Below are 991 nucleotides of genomic sequence, written 5' to 3'. Positions count from 1 at the left end.
CTGTGCTCGGTGATTGATCCGGGAGATCAGATCACCACTTGGCTAGATAGTTCCCCGATTTGTGCAACAAGGCCGATAGAGGGCGTAGAAGGGGCGGGATCGCCCCGCAAAGGGGGTCATCACCTCGATCAGCTTGCCTTGCAACAGCGCCTCGGTCGCCACGAAATGGTAGATCTGGAACAGACCGCCCCCAGCCACCGCCCAGCCCAGGCCCGCCAGCACATCGTCAAGCACCCGTTGTCTGCTCTGAACATGAAGGTCGACAGGGTCCCCCTGCTCGTTCACGAACTGCCAGGGGAAGGGGCGACCCGTGCTCGGGGTGATGAACTGGATCAGATCATGTTGCGACAGCATCTCCAGGGAGGTTGGCGCGGGGCGGCGGGCGACATAATCGGGGGCGCAGAAGACCCCGAGGCTGGCATCCTCCAGCTTGCGGGCGATGATCCGCCCATCGCGCGGCTCCCCCAGCCGGATGGCCAGATCGTAACCATCCTCCACGAAGTCGATGTTCCTGTTGGAGACATTGAGCTCCAGCTCGACCTCGGGATAGGCCGCCATGAAGCCCGGCAGCAGGGGCACCAGACGGTGGTGGGCATAGACGGTGCCCACGCTGATGCGCAGCACTCCTTTGGGGTGGCGCTGGCGACCGGTGATGGCCCGCTCGGCCTCGGCGATTTGCTCGAGCGCCTGCTGGCACTGCTCCCGATAGAGCTCCCCGTCATGGGTGAGGCGCACGCTGCGGGTGGTGCGATGGAAGAGTTTGACGCCGAGCCTGGCCTCGAGACGCTGGATGGAGCGGCTCACCGAGGCGGGCGTTACCCCCAGTACCTGAGCCGTGGCGGTAAAGCTGCCAAGTTCGGCTGCCTTGCAAAAGAGCTCTATGGTACCGAGCTGGACGGGGTCGAAGGCACGGGACCTCAGAGATCCCCTCATTTTTAGAGACTCAAATAATTCCAAGTGTGCGGGTATATAAGCGGTGTTGCTTCAGGTA

The 991-nt window shown here is 62.7% G+C and carries 1 protein-coding gene; it reads right to left on the bottom strand.

From position 1 onward, the window contains the following. Window positions 1–42 precede the first annotated feature (42 nt). Window positions 43–933, bottom strand: a complete 891-nt coding sequence (locus OKB81_RS20540) for a LysR family transcriptional regulator (RefSeq protein WP_270805448.1) — start codon at window positions 931–933, stop codon at window positions 43–45. Between the last annotated feature and the right edge of the window lie 58 nt (window positions 934–991).

Source organism: Aeromonas sp. QDB56 (assembly GCF_027705505.1).
Lineage (GTDB): Bacteria > Pseudomonadota > Gammaproteobacteria > Enterobacterales > Aeromonadaceae > Aeromonas > Aeromonas caviae.
Note: the sequence above shows the minus strand (reverse complement) of the source record. Positions and strands in the feature narration are given on the sequence as shown.